The 17,644-nt window shown below is 42.5% G+C and carries 16 protein-coding genes; all 16 read left to right on the plus strand.

The window, feature by feature from the left end:
- Positions 1–13: 13 nt before the first annotated feature.
- Positions 14–3,442, plus strand: a complete 3,429-nt coding sequence (locus IGI77_RS08130; protein ID WP_438769831.1) for a pyruvate carboxylase — start codon at positions 14–16, stop codon at positions 3,440–3,442.
- A gap of 15 nt (positions 3,443–3,457) precedes the next feature.
- A complete protein-coding gene (locus IGI77_RS08135) occupies positions 3,458–4,588 on the plus strand; it encodes a CAP-associated domain-containing protein (protein WP_015509623.1) in 1,131 nt (376 codons plus the stop codon).
- Positions 4,575–5,003, plus strand: coding sequence for a YlbF family regulator (locus tag IGI77_RS08140; RefSeq protein ID WP_005225985.1), 429 nt, complete (start codon positions 4,575–4,577; stop codon positions 5,001–5,003). Before IGI77_RS08135 ends, IGI77_RS08140 begins: the two co-directional genes overlap by 14 nt.
- Positions 4,990–5,334 carry a YlbG family protein gene (locus IGI77_RS08145; RefSeq protein WP_005225986.1) on the plus strand — a complete coding sequence of 115 codons (345 nt, stop codon included), beginning with the start codon at positions 4,990–4,992 and terminating at the stop codon, positions 5,332–5,334. The genes IGI77_RS08140 and IGI77_RS08145 overlap by 14 nt, the downstream gene beginning before the upstream one ends.
- Positions 5,335–5,434: 100 nt before the next feature.
- Positions 5,435–5,989, plus strand: a complete 555-nt coding sequence (gene rsmD / locus IGI77_RS08150) for a 16S rRNA (guanine(966)-N(2))-methyltransferase RsmD (protein ID WP_005225987.1) — start codon at positions 5,435–5,437, stop codon at positions 5,987–5,989.
- Between the two features lies 1 nt (position 5,990).
- Complete coding sequence (gene coaD / locus IGI77_RS08155; protein ID WP_005231326.1) at positions 5,991–6,485, plus strand: pantetheine-phosphate adenylyltransferase; 495 nt, start codon at positions 5,991–5,993, stop codon at positions 6,483–6,485.
- The gene (locus IGI77_RS08160; protein ID WP_005235759.1) at positions 6,475–7,527 is read left to right on the plus strand and encodes a SepM family pheromone-processing serine protease; all 1,053 of its coding nucleotides are present in this window, start codon (positions 6,475–6,477) and stop codon (positions 7,525–7,527) included. Before coaD ends, IGI77_RS08160 begins: the two co-directional genes overlap by 11 nt.
- Positions 7,528–7,619: 92 nt before the next feature.
- A complete protein-coding gene (locus IGI77_RS08165; protein ID WP_005225990.1) occupies positions 7,620–8,033 on the plus strand; it encodes a DUF1149 family protein in 414 nt (137 codons plus the stop codon).
- A 22-nt stretch (positions 8,034–8,055) separates the two neighbouring features.
- Positions 8,056–8,427 carry a VOC family protein gene (locus IGI77_RS08170; RefSeq protein WP_438769833.1) on the plus strand — a complete coding sequence of 124 codons (372 nt, stop codon included), beginning with the start codon at positions 8,056–8,058 and terminating at the stop codon, positions 8,425–8,427.
- 165 nt (positions 8,428–8,592) lie between these two features.
- The gene (locus IGI77_RS08175; protein WP_005231330.1) at positions 8,593–9,327 is read left to right on the plus strand and encodes a metallophosphoesterase family protein; all 735 of its coding nucleotides are present in this window, start codon (positions 8,593–8,595) and stop codon (positions 9,325–9,327) included.
- 137 nt (positions 9,328–9,464) lie between these two features.
- The gene (locus tag IGI77_RS08180) at positions 9,465–11,651 is read left to right on the plus strand and encodes a Tex family protein (RefSeq protein ID WP_016609520.1); all 2,187 of its coding nucleotides are present in this window, start codon (positions 9,465–9,467) and stop codon (positions 11,649–11,651) included.
- Positions 11,648–12,112, plus strand: coding sequence for a SprT family protein (locus IGI77_RS08185; RefSeq protein ID WP_005225994.1), 465 nt, complete (start codon positions 11,648–11,650; stop codon positions 12,110–12,112). Before IGI77_RS08180 ends, IGI77_RS08185 begins: the two co-directional genes overlap by 4 nt.
- Positions 12,113–12,226: 114 nt before the next feature.
- A complete protein-coding gene (murC, locus tag IGI77_RS08190) occupies positions 12,227–13,561 on the plus strand; it encodes a UDP-N-acetylmuramate--L-alanine ligase (RefSeq protein ID WP_005225995.1) in 1,335 nt (444 codons plus the stop codon).
- Between the two features lie 141 nt (positions 13,562–13,702).
- Positions 13,703–14,176, plus strand: a complete 474-nt coding sequence (locus tag IGI77_RS08195) for a MaoC family dehydratase (protein WP_005225996.1) — start codon at positions 13,703–13,705, stop codon at positions 14,174–14,176.
- The gene (locus IGI77_RS08200; RefSeq protein ID WP_074535957.1) at positions 14,169–14,861 is read left to right on the plus strand and encodes a Bax inhibitor-1/YccA family protein; all 693 of its coding nucleotides are present in this window, start codon (positions 14,169–14,171) and stop codon (positions 14,859–14,861) included. Before IGI77_RS08195 ends, IGI77_RS08200 begins: the two co-directional genes overlap by 8 nt.
- Before the next feature lie 125 nt (positions 14,862–14,986).
- The gene (gene polA, locus IGI77_RS08205) at positions 14,987–17,632 is read left to right on the plus strand and encodes a DNA polymerase I (RefSeq protein WP_195960661.1); all 2,646 of its coding nucleotides are present in this window, start codon (positions 14,987–14,989) and stop codon (positions 17,630–17,632) included.
- The last annotated feature ends 12 nt before the right edge of the window (positions 17,633–17,644 follow it).

Below are 17,644 nucleotides of genomic sequence, written 5' to 3' on the forward strand. Positions count from 1 at the left end.
TGGAGTGGATTAGATGAAGAAAATTCTTGTTGCCAATCGTGGAGAAATCGCGATCCGTGTCTTCCGCGCATGTGCGGAACTTGGGATCAAAACTGTCGGAATTTATGCTGCGGAGGATGAATACTCCGTCCATCGCTTTAAAGCAGACGAAGCGTATTTAGTGGGGAAAGGCAAACGTCCGATCGATGCGTATTTAGACATTGAAGATATCATTCGCACGGCGAAAAAGGCCGGTGCCGAAGGAATCCATCCTGGATACGGCTTTTTATCAGAAAATCTGGGATTTGCTCAACGCTGTGAAGAAGAAGGTTTGATTTTCATCGGACCATCCACCCATCATTTAGATATTTTTGGCGACAAGATCAAAGCAAAAGCAGCAGCGATCGAGGCCGGGATTCAATCAATTCCTGGCTCTGACGGTCCAGTTGCATCGATCGATGACGTTTTAGCTTTTGCAAACGAACATGATTATCCAATCATGATCAAAGCAGCCCTTGGGGGCGGTGGGCGAGGCATGCGTGTCGCTCATGATGAAAAAGAAGCAAGAGACGGCTACGAACGTGCCAAAAGTGAAGCCAAAGCGGCATTTGGTAGCGATGAAGTCTACGTTGAAAAATACATTAGTAATCCAAAACATATTGAAGTCCAAATTTTAGGAGATACGCACGGAAACGTCGTTCACTTATTTGAACGTGATTGCTCGGTTCAGCGCCGCCACCAAAAAGTAGTCGAGGTGGCACCTTGTGTGTCAATGACTGATGAACAACGGGAAAAAATATGCCAAGCAGCCGTTCAACTAATGAAGCATGTCGGGTATATCAATGCTGGAACCGTGGAATTTTTAGTAGAGGGCGACAAATTCTACTTTATCGAAGTAAACCCACGGGTCCAAGTGGAACATACGATCACTGAAATGATCACTAATTTAGACATCGTGACGACACAAATTTTGATTGCACAAGGCAAAGACTTGCATAAAGAAATCGGAATTCCTGAACAAAAAGACATTTGCTTTGAGGGTGTTGCGATCCAATGTCGCGTGACGACAGAAGATCCAGCGAATAATTTTATGCCAGATACTGGTAAGATCGATACCTACCGCTCTCCGGGTGGGTTTGGGGTTCGTTTAGATGTCGGAAATGCTTATGCTGGTGCAGTGGTAACCCCTTATTTCGACTCGCTACTAGTAAAAGTCTGTACGCATGCTGCTTCGTTCGACCAAGCAATTCAAAAAATGATGCGCTGTCTGAAAGAATTCCGAGTACGTGGTGTAAAAACAAACATTCTCTTTATGCGTAATGTTGTTTCTCATCCAGCCTTTCGTTCAGGGGAAGCCAAAACCACCTTTATCGACAATACGCCGGAATTATTCAATTTCCCTCGGATTCGTGACCGTGGAAACAAAACCATGAAGTATATCGGTGAAATCACGATCAATGGATTCCCGGGAATCGAAAAACAAAAGAAACCTTTCTACAATGAACCACGGATGCCACAACACATCCAAGCAACGCCTGATTTTGTCAGCGCCAAAAATATTTTAGATACGAAAGGTGCCGAGGGTGTCGTTGAATGGATCGGTCAACAAAAGAATGTCTTACTGACGGATACAACCTTCCGAGATGCCCATCAAAGTTTGTTGGCAACTCGTGTAAGAACCCATGACTTTAAGAAAATTGCCGCGATGACGGAAGCTGGCCTACCACAATTGTTCTCAAGTGAAATGTGGGGTGGGGCAACCTTTGACGTTGCGTACCGTTTCTTAACAGAAGATCCATGGGAAAGATTGCGGATGTTCAGGAAAAAAATGCCGAATACACTCTTACAAATGTTGTTTAGAGGCTCCAACGCTGTCGGGTATTCCAATTATCCAGACAATGTTTTGGAAGAATTCATCAAAGAATCTGCGGCACAAGGAATCGATGTATTCCGAATCTTTGATAGTTTGAACTGGGTCCCACAAATGGAGAAAAGTATCCAAGCTGTTCGTGATACGGGGAAAATTGCAGAAGCGACGATTTGTTATACAGGGGATATCAATGATCCATCCCGCCAAAAATATTCGGTACAATATTACAAAGATATGGCAAAAGAATTGCAAAATCTTGGTGCCCATATTATTGCGATCAAGGATATGGCTGGATTATTAAAACCGCAAGCGGCTTATCGTTTGATCAGTGAGTTAAAAGATACGATCGATGTACCGATCCATCTGCACACGCATGATACCAGCGGGAATGGGATTATCACTTACTCAGCAGCTACCAAAGCTGGCGTTGATATCGTGGATGTCGCTATGTCAGCTATCAGTGGCGCAACGAGTCAGCCAAGTATGAGTAGTTTGTATTATGCTCTTTTAAACGGCGAGCGTTGCCCAGAGATCAATGTGGATAATATCCAACAATTGAATCACTATTGGGAAGATGTCCGCATGTACTATCATTCCTTTGAAAATGGCTTGAACGCCCCTCAAACGGAAGTGTACAAGCATGAGATGCCAGGAGGACAATATACCAATCTCCAGCAACAAGCCAAAGCCGTTGGTTTAGGCGAAAAATGGGATGAAATCAAAGAAATGTATCATGAAGTCAATATGATGTTTGGAGACATCGTGAAAGTGACACCTTCTTCGAAAGTCGTGGGCGATATGGCGCTCTTCATGGTACAAAATGGCTTGTCAGAAAAAGATATTTTTGAAAAAGGCGATACATTGAGTTTCCCAGAATCAGTGATCACCTTCTTCCAAGGCGAGTTAGGTCAGCCAGTCGGTGGTTTCCCGAAAGAATTGCAACGCATTATCTTAAAAGGACGCCCAGCCTTTACGGAACGTCCAGGAGCCTTTGCCAAACCAGTTGATTTTGCTGAAGTGAAACAAGAACTAGCTGAAAAAATCGGCTATGAACCAAAACACGAAGAAGTCTTGAGCTACTTGATGTATCCGCAAGTCTTCCTTGATTATCGAAAAGCGTATGAGCAGTTTGCCGATGTAAAAGTCCTTGATACACCAACCTTCTTTAATGGTATGCGTTTAGGCGAAACGATCAATGTCGAATTAGAAAAAGGCAAAATTTTGATCATTCGTCTCGATGAAATCGGTGAACCAGATATCGAAGGCAATCGGACCCTCTTCTTTAACTTGAACGGTCAACGACGAGAAATCGTTGTGAAAGATAGTTCGATCATCAGTTCTGTTCAAACAAAACGCAAAGCAGAGCCAACGAACAAAGAACAAATCGGTGCCTCCATGAGTGGTTCAGTTTTAGAAGTATTAGTCAAAAAAGGTGACCGAGTAGCACGTGGACAGACGCTGATGGTCACTGAAGCGATGAAGATGGAAACTTCCGTCGAAGCTCGCTTTTCTGGTGTAGTTGAGCATGTTTACGTAACCGATGGGGAACCAATCCAGTCAGGAGACCTTCTGATTGAAGTCAAAGAAAAATAAGGAGTCGATCAGCAGATGAAGCGAAGGGGATTATTATTTTGCGGCTTATTTGTCCTAGCCCTGATAATCGTGTATTTGCAGCCAGTATTCATGCAAAACGCTTCAGATTCAAGAATGACGATCGAGAACCCAATCAAAGCACCAACGACCATGAATTATGAACCAATCGCAGCCCAAGGATTAGCTGAATTGATTGGGGAGCCTGTTTCTGATTTTGAAGAAATCTACGGGCTTCCAGTTCAAACGTATCGCTCGGGCTACGAGTTTGAAATTCGGGTCTACAATCAATTAGACGATCAGCAATATGTTGAGATCAATACTGATGGTGAGAGTGTGCAGGCAATCAAAGTGATCGGCGCCGGGGGATCTTCCCTAGCGCCCTTTGCAATGGGCATGACCTTGACTGACTTGACTGAGCTGACCATGATTTATCCAAATTTTACCTTGACACAAAATGATCGCACCATCAGTTTTGAATTGATGGAAGAAGATATGAACTACCGACCCTTAGTAGCGTTTGATAATGGGACATTTGCTGTTTTATTCTTTGATCAAGAGACGGCTCAACTGCAGGCGATCACTTATTTGGATCAGACGACCCTGCTTAAGTTAGCGCCCTATCCCTTGACAGAAGGAGAACGACCGCTGTTTCAAGTTTCGCAAACGATTGACCAAGCACAAGCTGATCTTGAAAAAGAGACGTTAGCCTTTGTCATTATTGATAAGCTTCGTAATCAAATCGGTTTGGAAAGCTTTGTACAAGATACCCAGACGCATCAAGATGCTGTCGGACTTTTAGCGGATTTGACGAATAATCTATCGGATCATTTGACCTCTCAACGCATCCATTCCTATCAACGTGCTCTTTCTTCGGAAAAAACGAGTAATTTTGTTTTGACGAACGATGAGTGGCAGGAGTTATTAGCAGCGAAGGAGTTAGAGGCTTCTGCTTCGATTTTTGAAGCGCCTGTCTATGATCCAACCTTTACTATTTTATCTTGGTTCAGTAACCCAAGATTTACTGAACGTTTGACCCATGAACAATCAGAAAAGATAGGAATTGCTTTTTCTGAAGCAAATATGGTAGTCTTAGTGCAAGAAGATGTAGAAGGGACCGAGGATAGTACATCAGATGATTTACGATGAAGCCTTTTTTGAGATTGAAGATCAAATCGATTCACTTGTAACGGCAATCAAAGCGAGTGAAACGTGTAGAAACTATCAAATAGCGAAACAAACCATGCATCAAGATCCTGTTGCTCAGGAATTGATGCGAACGTTTTTAGAAAAAAAGCTGGATTTTGAAAGAATTGAAGCGTACGGCGCATATGCCCCTGATTTCAAAGAGAAAAAGCGTGCGATGCGCACAGCTAAGCGACAGCTGGATCTCAATGAGCAAGTGAGCGAGTACCGCTGGAGTGAAACGCAGCTGCAGCGTTTGCTGGATGAACTGACCGTAGCGATTTCTACGTGTTTTTCACCAACTGTCAAAGTGGATGCTGGAAGTCCTTTTTTTCAATCAAAATCAAGTTGTGGAGGAAATTGTCATGCACGAGGATAAAACGCCTTTTACGATGCAGAAGCGTCGAGGATTGATCGTATGGGTCTACAGCCTACGTCAACTAAAAAATTTGCGTCGTTTTGGCTTCGTTCATTATGTGTCACGCAAAATGAAATACGTGGTCATGTATTTGAACGAAGAAGAATACGAAAGCAAAAAAACAAAAATCGAGCAGTTTCACTTTGTTCGACAAGTTGAAGCTTCCTATCGACCAGATGTCGAAATGGATTTTGCTGAAAAAATTGGTACATCAGCAGCCTATCCAGTGAAAGATGAAGGGTTTGATATCGAAGAAAAAAATACGATGATTCGATTGGCAGAAAACGTGTAATAGAAAAGTGGGGGTGCCTTGAGTCACCGCCATTTTTTTATTGCTATTTATAGAAACAGTGCTATATTTGTATTTACGAAGATCTTGGAGGGAAAAACGCATGCGTGTAGTAGCCGGAGAATATGGTGGCCGCAGATTAAAAAGTCTTGCTGGAGATAACACTCGCCCCACGACAGACAAAGTAAAAGGGGCGATCTTTAACATGTTAGGGCAATATTTAGATGGAGGAGTTGTACTGGATCTGTTTAGTGGGAGCGGGGGCTTAGCGATCGAAGCGGTCTCTCGTGGTGCGGAGCATGCCGTTTGTGTCGACCGTAGTTTTCCAGCTATCAAAGTGATCCGTGAAAATATTGCAATAACCAAAGAACCAGAAAAGTTCACGGTACTAAAAATGGATGCCAATCAAGCTTTACGCCAGTTTGCAGCTGAGGGACAAAGCTTTGACTATCTATTTTTAGATCCACCTTACGCAAAGCAAGAGATCCTGCAACAGCTAGAAGCTATGCTGAAGGATGAATTGATTCGTCCGTTTGCTTATGTAGTTTGCGAAACAGATAAGTCCATCGTCTTGCCAGAAAAGATTGGTTCTTTGCATTTGATGCGCGCCCAAACCTATGGCATATCTGCGGTGACGATCTATAGAAATGAGGGATAACATGAAAAAGATTGCTTTATTTCCAGGAAGTTTTGATCCGCTGACGTCAGGTCATGTGGATCTGATTGAGCGAGGCGCAACGCTTTTTGATGAACTGATCGTGGGTGTTTTTACAAATACCAATAAAAAAAGTTTTTTTACAAGTGAAGAAAAAGTTCATCTAATTGAAGAAGCCCTCGCTCATATTCCAAACGTCAAGATTCTGGCGCAAGAAACGGAGCTGACGGTCACGATCGCGAAAAAACTAGGCGCACAGTTTCTGCTTAGAGGCATTCGCAGTGTGAAAGATTATGAGTATGAGCGGGACATCATGGAAATGAATCATCACTTAGAACCTTCCCTAGAGACCGTCTTTCTTTTAGCAGATGCAAAGCATAGTTTCATCAGCTCCAGTTTGTTGAAAGAAATCTTAACCTTTAACGGCGATGTTGCGGAATATTTACCACAAAATATCTACGATGCTATAGTAAAGAAGCGTGATACCAATGAATCTTAAATCAACGATCAAATATGTTCTCTTGTTTGTTTTAGCACTGATCATCGCAGCCTGTGCCTTTTTGCCGATTCCTTATTATATCGAGCAACCTGGTGCAACGATCGATTTAAAAGAATTGATTACCGTCAATCAAAAAGAAGACACCTCAGCCGGCTCCTTTTCTTTAACCAGTGTCGGGATTCGACAGGCTACCGTGTTTACGGCGATTGGAACGAAATTCAATGAATTTCAAGACTTGATCAGTGAGGAAGAACTTTTAGGCGGTGCGACAGATGAGGAGTACAATCGCATCCAGCGCTATTATATGGAATCCTCGCAAAATAGTGCGATTGAGCAAGCATTAAAGCTGGCAGACTTGCCTTATGAAATGACCTATAAAGGGGTCTATGTCATGGGGATCGATCCAAATTCCAGTTTTGCGGGGAAAATATCCGTTGGAGATACCGTCACCGCTGTCAATGGCAAAGAATTTAAAAGTAGCCAAGACTTTATCGACTATGTACAAAGTCAAACCATTGGTGATGAGATCACCGTAACTTACTTGCAAGATGGTGAAGAAAAAGAAGCAACAGGCAAATTAATTGAACTGGAAAGCAATCAAAAAGCAGGTATCGGTATCTCACTCGTCGATCATACAGAGATCACTTCTGATGAAGAGATCGTGATCGATTCTGGCAATATCGGTGGGCCTTCAGCTGGGTTGATGTTCACCCTTGAAATCTATGAACAGCTAACTGGAGATAACTTGCGTAAAGGCCATAATATTGCTGGAACCGGAACGATCTCAGCTGATGGGACGGTTGGTCGAATCGGTGGGATTGACAAAAAAGTAGCGAGTGCCAGCGAAAGTGGAGCAGAAATCTTTTTTGCTCCGGACGATGAAATCACTGATGAAGAGCGTGAAATAGATCCTTCCATTAAAACGAATTACGAAGAGGCAGTGGCAGCAGCGAAGAAGTTAGACACAGACATGAAAATCGTTCCCATCGCCAATGTCCAAGATGCATTGGACTACCTAGCAACACTAAAAGAAGCAAATTAAAACGGCACTTGCCGTTTTTTTTATTGTCTAAAGAATACAGTAGGCTCAAAGAAAAGGTTATGCTATACTTTTAGATAAGGAGTGTGAATCTAGTGGAATTAAAAAGACAACAACCGATCGTTGAAGCGTATCATTTTGATATGAAACCGAAAGACAAAGAAATGGAAACAAAATTGAATGTCGGCTTTGCGCCGTTAAAAGTCAAAGATGAAGAATATATGGAAAAAAACAGTATTATTGGTGCCCGCTTAGAATTCCAATTGGTGTTCCCTGATTACGTTTTGTCAGGACGTGTCGGACAAGTCAATCATATTTTGAATCGCAAAGTCAATTCTGGAGAGGATTTGACGAAAGCCGAAACTGATCGCTTGGTTGAGCCCTTGTTTGATATCGTCAAACGCTTGACTTATGAAGTGACAGAGATCGTGACCGACAAACCAGGTTTACAATTGAACTTTAATACCAATTCGAACGCTGCGCAAGAAGCGAAGGAAGCAGACGAATAACGAGAAATAGGAGGGATGCCCATTGTTTTCCAATCAAATGCAAGTGATGCTATACGTCGACGATGTGACGAAAGCAGTTGAGTTTTGGCAAGAACTAGGGTTTGTGATCATTGAACAACAAACCGTTGATGGAACATCCGTCGTTGAAATCGCGCCATCAAAAGAGGCGGAGGTACATTTTGTCTTATATGACCGTGAGTTTATCGAAACACATTCACCTGAAGTCGCTTTGAATTCCCCATCGATCATGTTTTTTGCAGAAGATATTACGACACTTTATAAGAAGCTTTTAGAGATGGAAGCAGAAGTGGGTGAAATGATTCAGATGGAAGAACAACTGGTTTTCAATTTTGCCGATCCGGATGGCAATTATTTTGCTGTTTCAGGAAAATAGCTTTTGTCGATCGTAACCAATCATTCGTCCTTTTGAACCCGACTTTATGTTGTCGTACTGTTCAGGACAAATGGTTGGTTTTTTCGTTTTATTGCAAGACATTTTACAGGCAAAGGTCTAAAATTGATAACAAGAGAATCAATTGCCTTTAAGGAGGAAATGACTATGCAAAACTATCTATATGCAATCAGTGATATTCATGGAATGGCCGATCTGTTTAAAAAACTTCTTACCGATTATGACCCTAAGCTCCATCAGCTGCTTTTGATTGGAGACTTAAATGATCGGGGGCCGAAGTCAAAAGAGTGTTTTTTTCTGGGAAAAAAGTTAGTCGAAGAATACCAAGCGATTTATTTACGCGGCAATCACGAGGAGTATTTTCTGCAATTTCTAAATGCCCCTGAGGATTGGTTTGCCGCTTACGTACGCAATGGCGGCAAAGAAACGATTGAAAGTCTTTTGCATACAGGCGCTACTGAGGAGTATTCGCCGACGGAAATCGCCTTAATGATCCGCAGTAGCTATCGAGACTTAATAGAGTTTTTGATGGAGCGACCGCTTTATTACGAATGGGGAAAGTATCTCTTTGTTCATGCGGGCGTGGATTTAAGTAAAAAAGATTGGCGTAAGACCGCAGACCATGATTTTATCTGGATTCGCGAGCCGTTTCATAAAGGAAAAAACCGTACAGGAAAAACGATCGTTTTTGGCCATACCATCACGCCCATGCTGCATGGAGATATGCAGACGACGGATCTATGGCAACAAGACGACAAAATCGGCATCGATGGCGGGGCAGTATTTGGTGGATCGGTGCATGGCGTGATTTTTGATGATAAAGGGATCGTTCAGGACATCGAATACCAAAATTTAGCAGGCCCTTGGCAACCAGACTTTTAAAAGTCTTTTTGATAAAAGACAAAAGCAGCCATAACAAGAGTCGCGAAAGCAACATTGTTTTCGTGCAATCTTGTTCGCTCAATGGCTGTCTTTTTTATGTTAAAATAGCAAAAGCAACAAAGGAAAGGTGAGAACAAATGGCAGAAATGAATCAAGAGGTACTTGATTTAGTAAAACAAGAATTAACCGCTTTTACCCAAAAACAAATCAGTACGGTGTTGCAGTTATTGCAAGAAGGAAATACCGTCCCCTTTATTGCCCGCTACCGTAAAGAAATGACGAATGGACTTGACGAAGTTCAGATTCGAGAAATTGAAGAGCGATACCAGTACTTAGAAAACTTAGAGAAACGCAAGCAAGAGGTTTTGCGTTTGATAGAAGAACAAGAAAAGCTAACGCCTGAACTATCACAGGCGATTTTAGCTGCGACAAAAATGCAGGCCGTCGAAGACCTGTATCGTCCTTATAAACAAAAACGACGCACCAAAGCGACGATCGCCAAAGAGAACGGCTTGGAACCATTTGCTCAGTGGCTGTTAAGCTTCCCAAAAGCAGGTGACGTTCAAGAAAAAGCGGCCGAATTTATCAGTGATGCTGTTCCTACTGTAGAAGATGCCTTAGCAGGCGCGCACGAGATCATTGCAGAAGGCGTTGGTGATACTGCAGAGTTTCGTAGTTGGATCCGCAGCTATTACACAAACAAAGGATTGTATCAAAGCACGGTCAAAAATGCTGAAAAAGATGAAAAAGGCGTTTATGAAATGTATTACGATTTCCAGCATCCTATCAATAAGATGGTATCCCACCGAATTTTAGCCACTAATCGTGGGGAACAAGAAGACATCTTGAAGGTCGCCCTTGTGGCAGATGAAGAAAAAATCATGGATTACCTACGTCGCAAATTGATCACGAATAGGGATTCACCCGCAGCCGGTTTTGTTGAAGCTGCAGCTGCTGATGCGCTGAAACGGTTTATTTCCCCAGCCATCGAACGAGAGATCCGCAATGAATTGACAGAAAAAGCTGACGAACAGGCAATTGCGATTTTTGGAGAAAATCTTCGCAATCTGTTGCTGCAGCCGCCATTGAAGGGCAAAGTCGTTTTAGGTTTTGATCCAGCGTATCGTACAGGCTGTAAACTAGCCGTCATTGATGAGACTGGAAAAGTACTAGCGATCGAAGTGATCTATCCTCATAAACCAGCGCCTATGAATAAGCGAGAAGCTGCCGGACCAGCGTTTCGTCGCTTATTACAAACCTATAAAGTCGAGATGGTCGCAATCGGTAATGGGACTGCGAGTCGGGAATCAGAGCAATTCGTCGCTGAACAATTAAAATTGATCGATCAAGAAGTATATTATGTGATCGTGAATGAGGCAGGCGCTTCTGTTTATTCTGCCAGTCCGATCGCTCGTCAAGAATTCCCTGATCTGCAAGTGGAAGAACGCAGCGCTATCAGTATTGGCCGCCGTCTGCAAGATCCCTTGGCAGAATTAGTCAAAATTGATCCACAATCCGTGGGCGTCGGACAATACCAGCATGACGTTTCGCAAAAACGCCTCGCTGAACAATTGGATTTTGTTGTTGAGACTGTTGTCAACCAAGTTGGCGTTGACGTCAATACCGCAAGTGCGGCACTCTTGCAGCATGTAGCTGGTTTAAATAAAACCACTGCTCAAAATATCGTGACTTATCGAGAAGAAAATGGTGTATTTACGCAGCGGAATCAACTGAAAAAAGTCCCTCGCTTAGGACCAAAAGCTTATGAACAGGCGATCGGCTTTATGCGGATACCTGGCGGAAAAGTCATTTTGGACAATACCGGGATCCATCCAGAAAGTTATGACACTGCCAAAGAAATTTTGGCGATCGCGGGTATTTCTTTAGCGGAGCTAGGGAAAGAGCAAATGGAAGAAAATAAAGCGAAACTTGCCCAACTACGCCCAGCGGAGCTTTCCGCAAAATTGTCAGTCGGCAAAGAAACCATCACGGATATCCTAAAGGCGTTAATGCAGCCTGGACGCGATATGCGTGATGAAATGCCAGCGCCATTATTGCGCAAAGATGTGCTGAGTATGGAGGACCTAAAACCGGGAATGGAACTGAAGGGAACGGTTCGAAATGTGATCGACTTTGGTGCTTTCGTCGATATCGGTGTCAAACAAGATGGACTGGTGCATTTGTCGAAGCTGAGCCGTTCGTTTGTAAAGCATCCGAAAGACGTTGTTTCCGTCGGTGATGTCGTAACCGTTTGGATCGAGCAAGTAGATGTCAAAAAAGGCCGTATCAGTTTAACCATGGTCGATCCGGGAAATGCAAAATGACCCAACAAGAATTGCAACATTTGGTGGAAGAGCTGTCGCTGTCTGTTTTCAACAAACCATTCACGCATCGAGCGGTGTTTAATTCTCGCTTAAAAACAACCGGTGGCCGCTACCATCTAAGTGATCACCACTTGGATTTCAATCCAACCATGCTCACAGAACACGGGATGGAGGTTTTTATCGGCATTATCAAGCATGAATTGTGTCATTATCATTTGCACTTAGCAGGTCTTGGTCACCGTCACCAAGATCCTGCCTTTAAAGCATTGCTGGCAAGAACGGGAGGCTTGCGTTATGCACCTCCTGCCAAAAGGACAGCCAAACATCGCTATCGATGCCAAAATTGCGGCTGCGAGATTCGGCGGCAGCGACGTGTGGATATCAAAAAATATGTTTGTGGAAAATGTCGTGGACGTTTGCTAGAAATAGGAAATGATGAGAAAAGTCAAGTCGAAAAATAAAACTCGTTGCTATTTTTTTCATTTTGTATGATAATGTAGGTCGTGTGACAACCTGATATTTGTCAATACACGCGTTTTTTTACGACGCGGATTTGAGAAAAGAGGATTATAATAATGGAAAATCAAAACAAAATACATCATTTTGTTGGAATCAAAGGTTCCGGTATGAGTTCATTGGCTTTGATTCTGCACGAAAAAGGCTACCAAGTACAAGGCTCTGATGTGGAAGAATATTTCTTCACTCAACGTGATCTAGAAAAAGCAGCGATCAAATTGTTGCCTTTCGATAAAGCAAACATTCAACCAGAAATGGTCATTATCCAAGGGAATGCTTTCCCTGACACCCACGAAGAAATCGTACGGGCAAAAGAACTTGGTTTAGAAGTTACTCGTTATCATGACTTTATTGGCCAATTCATTCAGCCCTATACGAGTATTGCGGTGACCGGTTCTCACGGGAAAACCAGTACGACAGGATTGCTTTCTCATGTCTTGAGCGGCATCCGTCCAACAAGTTTCTTGATTGGCGATGGGACTGGTCATGGAGAACCTGATGCGGAATTCTTTTCATTTGAAGCCTGTGAATACCGTCGTCATTTCTTAGCGTATTCACCGGATTATGCAATCATGACCAACATCGATTTTGATCACCCAGACTACTTCCACTCGATCGAGGATGTCTTCTCAGCCTTTCAATCGATGGCAAGTCAAGTGAAAAAAGGCATCTTTGCTTTTGGTGATGATGAATACTTGCGTAAACTTGAAGCCGATGTCCCAATCTACTATTACGGCGTCAACGATAACGACGATGTCCAAGCAAAAAATATTGAACGCACCACCCAAGGTTCAGAGTTCGACGTCTTTATCCATGGTGAAAATATTGGCCATTTTGTCTTGCCAGCGTTTGGTCAGCACAACATCAACAACGCATTAAGTGTGATCGCTGTGGCTTACAAAGAAGGATTGGATATGAAAGAAGTTGCTGCTGAGATGATTTCATTTCCTGGAGTGAAACGCCGCTTTAGCGAAAAAATCGTGGCGGATATGACGATCGTGGACGACTACGCCCACCATCCTGCAGAAATCAAAGCAACGATCGATGGCGCTCGTCAAAAATATCCAGAGAAAGAAATTATTGCTGTCTTCCAGCCACATACCTTTACCCGCACGATCGCTTTGATGGATGAATTTGCGGAAGCATTGGATCTTGCAGACCATGTCTATCTATGTGACATTTTTGGATCTGCTCGTGAATCACGAGGAGATGTTAAAATTGAAGATCTAGGCAAGAAAATTCAAAAAGGCGGAACTGTGATCAAAGAAGAGAACGTATCTCCGCTATTGGATCATCAAAATGCTGTCGTGATTTTCATGGGAGCAGGCGATGTGCAAAAATTTGAGACAGCCTATGAAAAACTATTAAGCAATACAACTCGTAACGTATTGTAATCAAAGACTCTTGTGGCGTGTTTGCTGCAAGAGTTTTTTACATCTGAAGTTTTTGCAAAAGCAGCACCGCGAACTTGCACTTTTGTAGGCATCTGATAGAATATACTCAGACGAAACTATTCTTTTTGGAGGAATTAAATTTTGAATATAGGGAAACCGCGAAAAATAGGAAAAAGTATTGAAGATATCGAGGAAGGCGATTCGTTATCCTTAACAGAATCGATCGAAGACAATCAACTGTTGTTATATTTAGGGCTGACTAATGATGCCAATCCTTTGTATATACAACATGACTACACGCAAAAAACTGAGTACCAGCGTCCCATCGTACCATCCATTATGTTGATGGGGATCATCACCAGTGCCGTATCGAAACATTTGCCTGGTCCTGGCTCTCATGTAGTCAATTTTTCGGTAAACTTTATTGAACCTGTATATCATTATGAAACGTTGACCTTTGAATTCGAAGTGATCAAAGTGGATAAAATGAAAGACGTGGTAACTATTTCGGTTGAAGCGATCAACACAGAAGATCATCGTATTTTAGATGCTGTGGTCATGGTCCAGCCGCCAAAAGCAGTAGCAGAAAATGAGGAGGAACAACAAGATGAATAATTTAAATAATGAAACCGTCCAAGCCCAAGGCTTAAATCGCTTTTATTCAAAAGTGTATTTATTCTTCGGCGTTGGGCTTGCGATCAGTGCGATCTCAGCCTATATATTTGGGGAAGTCTTTCAAGCGCAAACCCTGCAATTTATCAGCAACTTTCCGCTAGGATTTACTGGTCTTTGGATCTTACAGATCATTCTAGTTATTGTATTAGGGGTGAAGGCGCAGAAAAATCCGTCCTTGACCGTTGCTGGCTTTTTAGTCTATTCGCTCTTGAATGGATTGACCTTGTCTGTGACACTGATGATCTATGACTTTGGATCGATCGTGGGAGCATTTGTTTCAGCAGCTGTCACTTTTGGTGTCATGTCAGCATTTGGGATCATGACTAAACGTGATCTAAGTGTGGTTGGTCGTATCGGCTATGGTCTGTTGATCGGGATCATCATCTCGACGCTCTTGAATGTATTTATTTTACGCAGTCAACCGGTTGACTTTTTCTTATCGATCGTGACCGTCTTTGTCTTTATGGGGATCACCGCTTATGACAATCAGCAAATCCGCAATGTATACTTCGCAACGAATGGTGGCGCAAATACAGGAGTGGCCGTTTTCATGGCATTACAACTGTATTTGGACTTTATCAACTTATTCCTTGCGTTATTGCGAATCTTTGGAAAAAACAACTAAAAAAAGTGCGAGGAAACTCGCCTTTTTTTTTGTATAAAATGAGAGAGAAAACAAAGCAATTCATCGCTTTTGTGCCCGTTCTTTGATAGAATAAAGAGGAACTTTTTGAGAAAAGGAGTAATCAAATGCCAAAAAATAAATTACTACTCGTTGATGGAAATAGTGTGGCTTTTCGCGCGTTTTTTGCGTTGCATAATTCATTAGAACGGTTTAAAAATGCCAATGGGCTGCACACAAATGCCATCTATGCGTTTCATACTATGTTTGAAAATGTGATGGCAAAAGAACAGCCAACACATGTTTTAGTGGCTTTTGATGCTGGAAAAACCACCTTCAGGACAGCGATGTATGAAGACTATAAAGGCGGACGTTCAAAAACCCCTGGGGAATTTAAAGAACAAATGCCTTACATTCGCGAATTGATCAACGCGTTAGGTGTTCAATATTACGAATTAGATAATTACGAAGCCGATGATATCATTGGCACATTGGCAAATAAAGTCGACAAAGAGCTATTTGATGTCGTCGTTTTATCTGGCGATCGCGATTTGACCCAGCTGGCAACGGAGCACGTGAAAGTTGACATTACGGTCAAAGGAGTTAGCGAAATTGAAAGTTATACGCCCGCTCATGTGGCTGAAAAATATGACGGCCTAACGCCCTTACAAATCATCGACATGAAAGGACTAGCCGGCGATGCTTCCGATAATATTCCTGGTGTCACCAAAATTGGTGAGAAGACAGCCATCAAGCTATTGAAGGAATATGGCTCCGTTGAGGGGATCTATGAACACATCGATGAAATGAAAAAAAGCAAGATGAAAGAAAACCTGATCAATGACCGTGAGATCGCCTTTCTTTCAAAACAATTAGCAACCATCGATGTGGATGCGCCCATTGAGGTCGATGTCGACAAACTGAAATATGAAGGCAAAGATTTAGAGAAATTGGTGCCATTCTACCAAGAAATGAACTTTAATAGCTTCTTAGAGAAGTTGCAGATTACAGCCGAACCAGTTGAGATGGAAGACATTTTATTTTCGGTCGTTGAAGAAGTAACAGAAGATATGTTCCAAGGAGACACAGCATTGTATGTCGAGATGATGGGGGATAACTATCATTTGGAAGACATCGTCGGTGTTGCTTGGGGCAATCAAGAAAAAATTTATGTCAGCAATCGTGAAGAATTGTTTGAAAGTCCAGTCTTTACCAATTGGTTAAAAGACGAGGAACGTAAAAAATTCGTCTATGATGCCAAACGCACGTACGTGGCATTAAACCGATACACGACAGCACCAAAAGGAATCGCTTTTGATGTTTTATTGGCAGCTTATCTTTTAGACACGAATGATACGAATAATGACATCGCAGGTGTTGCCGCTCACTATGGCTATGATGCGATCCAATCGGATGAAGCGATTTATGGAAAAGGTGCGAAAAAAGGTTTGCCAGCGGATGAGGAAGATTTCTTTGCTCATTTAGCCCGTAAAGTAGCAGCGATTACGAACCTAACACCAAAGCTTACGGAAGAATTGGCAACGAAGAATCAAACAGCGCTATTTGAAGAAATGGAATTGCCTTTATCAATGATTTTAGCTGATATGGAGATTACTGGAATCAAAGTTGACGCGTCTCGCTTGCATCAGATGAAGGGCGAATTTGCGCAACGGTTGCATGAAATTGAAGAAAAAATCTATGCCGAAGCTGGTGAAACCTTCAATTTAAACTCACCGAAACAACTGGGTGTGATCTTATTTGAAAAAATGGGCTTACCAGTCATCAAAAAAACCAAAACTGGCTATTCGACAGCAGTCGATGTGTTAGAACAACTAAAAGAGCAAGCACCGATCGTTGAAGACATTTTGACTTATCGTCAAATCGCTAAGATCCAATCAACCTATGTAGAAGGCTTATTAAAAGTGATCCAAGGGGATGGCAAAGTCCATACACGATATGTACAAACCTTGACCCAAACTGGTCGATTAAGTTCTGTCGATCCGAACCTGCAAAACATTCCGATTCGTTTAGAAGAAGGTCGAAAGATCCGTGAAGCCTTTGTGCCACGAGAAGCTGATTGGGTGATCTATTCTTCTGACTACTCTCAAATCGAATTACGAGTGTTGGCACATATCTCAGATGATACCCATTTGAAAGAAGCCTTTATCGAAGGTCAAGATATCCACTCAAGCACAGCGATGCGAGTCTTTGGTATCGAAAAAGCAGAAGATGTGACACCAAATATGCGTCGTCAAGCCAAAGCGGTCAACTTTGGTATCGTTTATGGTATTTCCGATTATGGCTTATCCCAGAATCTAGGAATCACCAGAAAAGCCGCCCAACAATATATTGATACGTATTTTGAAAAATATCCTGGTGTGAAAACGTATATGGAGGATGTGGTTCGTGAGGCGAAGGACAAAGGGTACGTTGAAACCTTGTATCATCGCCGTCGTTACCTACCTGATATCAATTCGCGCAATTTCAATATTCGGACTTTTGCTGAAAGAACCGCCATCAATACACCGATCCAAGGCAGTGCGGCGGATATCTTAAAGATTGCCATGATCGATTTGGCGAAACGTTTGAAAGAAGAAAAATTAGCAGCAACGATGCTGCTGCAAGTACACGATGAACTAGTCTTTGAAGTACCTGAATCTGAATTGCCTCGTCTTGACGCTTTAGTGAAAGAAGTGATGGAGCAAGCCGTTGCATTGCATGTCCCTTTACTGACAGACAGCAATTGGGGCAAAACATGGTACGATGCAAAATAAATGAGGTGAACA

The organism is Enterococcus sp. DIV0213h, from assembly GCF_051711285.1.
GTDB classification, from domain to species: Bacteria; Bacillota; Bacilli; order Lactobacillales; family Enterococcaceae; genus Enterococcus_D; species Enterococcus_D casseliflavus.